This window comes from Vogesella lacus, from assembly GCF_979366295.1.
The window spans coordinates 1-4,397 of the sequence record NZ_CEETQT010000023.1 but is presented as its reverse complement, the minus strand read 5'-3'; the positions used below and the strand labels follow the sequence as shown (position 1 = coordinate 4,397).

The following is a 4,397-nucleotide window of genomic DNA, read 5'->3' as shown; positions in this document are numbered from 1 at the left end:
GACTGGCGTGACTTCGACCTGGCGGGCGCCTACTCGACCGGCCTCGTAGACCTGCCCCTGATCGACTTTGAAAACCCTCAACCCAGCCTGCGGGTTGAGGATTACTTGGATCACATCGCGGGCTATGCCTTGGTTGAGTTCAGCCATCCGCCGGAAACCCGCTTTCCGGTGTTTGCCGTCTCTCGGGGTGGCAAGGGGCTGATCTTCCCCTTGAGCGGGGTGGCCTATGCCACCGCCCCCGAGATACGGGTTGCCCATGACCTAGGCTGCACCATTAAGATCAAGTGGGGCGTGCTCTATCCCTGGCTACGCCGGCCCGGCGACAAGGTGATTGATGGCGTGCCACAAACCCGTCTCTTCGGGACCTTCGTCAAGGTAGCCCGCGAACTGCGTAAGCAGTTGAAGCAAGCCGCCGAAGGGAAGGATTCGCCTGAGGAACAAGCGGCGAAGCTCTATGCGAACAGCGTTTACGGTAAACTATGCCAATCGCTTAGGCCAAAGAATGTCTTCGATACCCGCAAGGTGAGTTCGGTCCGCCTGAAACCCTCGCCGATCACCAACCCGGCCATCGGTGCCCATGTGACCGGCTTCATCCGCGCCATCCTGGCGGAGATTCTGAATCGCATCCCCAGTTATCGCCGTGTATTGTCGGTAACAACCGATGGTTTTCTGAGCGATGTCAGCGAGCAGGAAATCGCGCTCTGCCTGACCGCCCCCTTGTGTCAGCGTTTCCAGTCACTCTGCGAGCGCATCCTCCCGGGTTCCAGCATGCTGGAGGTCAAGCATCGGGTCGCACAGGTAGTCTGCATGAAAACCCGGGGGCAGCTAACCGGCCAGCCCCTGCCGGGCGAAAAGATCGTGCTCGCCAAGGCCGGCGTCCAGGTGACGGTGGATTCCCCGAACGACATCGACGCCGAGGCCTACAAGGTGCTCCAGAACGCCGCCATGTTGGAGCTGTACCTGAACCGGGAGCCCGGCCAGAAGACTTCCAGCGCCCGCTTCCCGTCCATACGGGATCAGTGGGAGAAGGGCATCGACATCTTCAAGTTCGAGACCTCGCTGACGCTGAGCCTGGAGCCTGACTTCAAGCGCGCCCCGGTCGCTCCCCGGATGATCGCCGTCGGTAGCGGCGGCCCCGAGCATATCGCGCTGGATAGCCGCCCCTGGAGCACGATCCAGGAGTTCGATGCCGCCCGGGCCTGTGTCGATGGTTGGCGCCGGGAGCGCTGTCTGAAGACGATGGCCGACTGGAAGTCTCTCGGTGATCTGCTGCGCTTCAACATCGTGCGGACCAAGCTGCGGCTGGCGGGCAAGCCGACCCTGAACCTTAACAAGGGGCAGCCGCTGCATGATGTGCTGCGGCGGGGTTTCCTGCGAGCCTATGCGCACCAGGCGCTGGGGCTGACGCCGTCCTTCAAGTCGTATGCTGCACTGGCCAAATGGCTCACGGAAAACGGCTACCCGACGAAACCTGCGGAGCCGCGCAGCGCCAAGTCGCAGGAGCTGGTCCTGGGGTTTGCCCCCAGGACCGACGAGATCATGACGTTATGGCATCTGTTGCAGGCACGTTTCCCCGAGGCCCAACTTGAGGCCTTGCTGGCCGAGGATGACGGCTTATCTGAACAACATGCTTAAAATTTATGCTAAACGAGCACCGGAATCCAATTTTTTTGCCAAAGTCATGGCCATTCACTTCTTCGTAGGTAGAATCTCTTAGGGGGGAACCAAGGCCCGACTCCTGGTGTTAACAACAAAGCGAAAGGATTGGTAATGGCTGGTCTAGTGGCAGAATTGAAGTGGGACTCTTTGACCACATCGTTTAACGAAAATCGGCTTAACTACAACGAGTTGCGAGGGCAGTTCGTGCGAAAAGCTGAAGAGGCTGCGGATCAGTTCAGCGTCAAGTACTATCAAAACATCAAAAACTTGGATCAGCTTATCGAGAAAGCGTCTGACCTTGCTGTCCCTTACATTTTGGGTTCGGTGGATGATGCTGTGCAATTTCTTGTCTCACAGAAGATGTATGACGTCGATAGTGAGCACTTCATCGACACCTACTACCAGCCCCATGATCGTTGGACCTCTGCGTTTGAGGTGATTGCAGATAAGTACGCTGAAATCGTTCACAGTGCAGAGGAGCTGGATGCTTACCGAACCGCACGCCGTCAAGGACGTGGCCAGATAGTTGGGGGCGGCTTTGGGGTTGGTGGTGCAGTAAAAGGAATGGCGATGGCGGGTGCGGCGAACCTAGCGATCGGCGCTGTGTACGGGGTGTTCAACCTTGCTGCGAAGGGTATCAGCGCTGTTGGTGATATCGTCAAGAAAATCGGTGGTCTGCGCAAAACCCGCTTTATTGGCTTGGCGAAAGTAAAGGCCCATACCGTCTTCACCTTCGCTTGTTACAACCTGACCCTGATGGTGACGCTGTTCGGCTGACGATTGTCTGCGACATAGGGCGAAATCCGCCTGCTGAACGCCGAAAGGCGGGCAGCAACCCTCGAATAGGCCGAAAAGCCGGCTGAAAATCGGTTTTGAAGCCCCGTAAAGGGAGCGTCGAAGAACTTTTTCATCGCCAGTAACGAATAGCCGAAGCCATCACGAAGTTTTTGGACAGCCTGCTGAGGCAGGATAAAACTGGATACTTTTCACCGCGCAGTGGTCGGGTGATGTATTTACTAATTTTTTTAACCGAATAAGGACGGCCAAATTGTTAATGCGTTTATTTGTAAGCGATTCCGCGTTTTTCTTGACGGATATTGCGGTATCCGAAGTCCCAGCAGGGTTTGTAGAGATTTGCGCAAATGAGGATTTCGGTCAGCTATACGGATATTACTTCTCCGACGACTCGGTTATTCATAATGAGCCGATAAGCAGGACTCAGGCCGACTGGATTGCTTCAAATCAATCGACGATCTCCGGAATCTTTGCTGCGCTATCAATAGTCGGCGGGCAAATTTCTATAAGCCTCGATCCTTTAGTTCAGTTCAATTTGTTCTATTGGGTCGGGGAGGATGGCATCGCACTGGGAAGCGATATCTTCGCTCTTGCAAAGGCAGTTGGCTTGAAGGCAGAGGGCGAGGAGCGGCATCTCTTTGACCATATTGCATATCAGTCACCCTTGAGGGGGTTTACGCTATTGCGAGAGATATATGCGTTGCAATACGACGATTTGTATCACAGTTATGCCCCAGCCTCGCACAAGCCGGTGCCGCCGCTGCAGTATAAGAACCTTCTCATTCGAGTACCGCAGCCTGATGTGTACCGTAATGAGGCATACCAAGATTTGCTCGAAATGTATTCAGAACGAGTAGCGAGGCGAGCAAAAATTTTGGCTGATTTTCACAAAGAGGTGCATGTTCAACTAACTGGAGGTGCAGACAGCCGATTGGTATACAGCCACTTTCGGAGTAACCCTTCCTTTCGGACGTATTGCTACGGCGATGGCACAAGCCAGAACAGACTCATTCACGATAGATTGTTGGAGGTTTTTGGAGGGCGAGCGGTGGATCAGGTGCTGTTCGTCGGACGTCCGCTTTCAAGCTCGCCAATGCTACTCAAGGGATTGAGGGATACCAATTGTAGGAAGCTAAATAGTTTGGGCACCTACATGAATGGCGACCAGCCACTTTCGGCTAATTTATGCAAAATCACGGGGTATTATGGCGCTAATGTTTGCGGCGGCGTCCCTCTGCCGCCGCAAGATACATTGAAGAACCCTCGCCTGAGCGGTATGCCGGCCGAGGTGTTTACGTATCACGAGTATGTTAAATCGATGAGGCGAAAGTATGAGCACCTCCGTCCGTCCGCATTCGCAGATATCTTTTATCTAAACAATCGAGGTCAGTCACACTATGCGGCTCACTCACTTGCGGATAACAAAAAGTGCCGATCCTTTGACATTCTTTACGATCCCCTGAACTTGGAATTGGTGAAAAAGTGTCCTTACCCGGACGCAGCCATCGACAAGAACGCAATTTCGATTGATTTGATTGAGTTGCGCAACCCTGATTTGGCACTTTTTCCCTATGATGATAGAAAGATTCCAAGGTATAAGCAGTTCTCTGACGTCCCTTTGATGAATTGCTTTGATGGATTTATCTTTGAAAAATCGGCTGCCAAGCAGCTTCCCGTTAAGCATCCAGCGGTCGATCCAGCTCCGTTTGATTTGCTTGGCAAAGGGGGGGGGTATGCGAGTGTGTCCGACATGCTGAACTATTCCCAATTTGATTGGCTATTCGATCGATATAATTTTCTATCCCCCTTTAGACGGGACGGTACTACTGCCACCTCAACCATTATTCTCAACTATGCATTGGCGATGGAGCTGATCAGGGTGGAGCTGAGTTCTATCAAAAGTTCTAATAGGAAGCAGAGTACCTGATTGGCCTTTCGAGATA

At 53.6% G+C, this 4,397-nt stretch carries 3 protein-coding genes; all 3 read left to right on the top strand.

Going from position 1 to position 4,397, the window contains the following annotated elements; genetic code table 11:
• On the top strand, positions 1-1,635 hold a 1,635-nt coding region (locus ACZ9W6_RS17510), incomplete at its 5' end, for a hypothetical protein (protein ID WP_465192471.1).
• Positions 1,636-1,770: 135 nt separating this feature from the next.
• On the top strand, positions 1,771-2,436 hold the full coding sequence (locus tag ACZ9W6_RS17505) for a hypothetical protein (protein ID WP_465192470.1): 666 nt from the start codon (positions 1,771-1,773) through the stop codon (positions 2,434-2,436).
• Positions 2,437-2,713: 277 nt separating this feature from the next.
• Positions 2,714-4,381 carry a hypothetical protein gene (locus ACZ9W6_RS17500; RefSeq protein WP_465192469.1) on the top strand — a complete coding sequence of 556 codons (1,668 nt, stop codon included), beginning with the start codon at positions 2,714-2,716 and terminating at the stop codon, positions 4,379-4,381.
• Positions 4,382-4,397 lie beyond the last annotated feature (16 nt).

Excerpts from the sequence above, each read along its gene's own strand:
- ACZ9W6_RS17500 (WP_465192469.1), top strand. The coding sequence starts at position 2,714 with ATGCGTTTATTTGTAAGCGATTCCGCGTTTTTCTTGACGGATATTGCG.
- ACZ9W6_RS17505 (WP_465192470.1), top strand. The coding sequence starts at position 1,771 with ATGGCTGGTCTAGTGGCAGAATTGAAGTGGGACTCTTTGACCACATCG.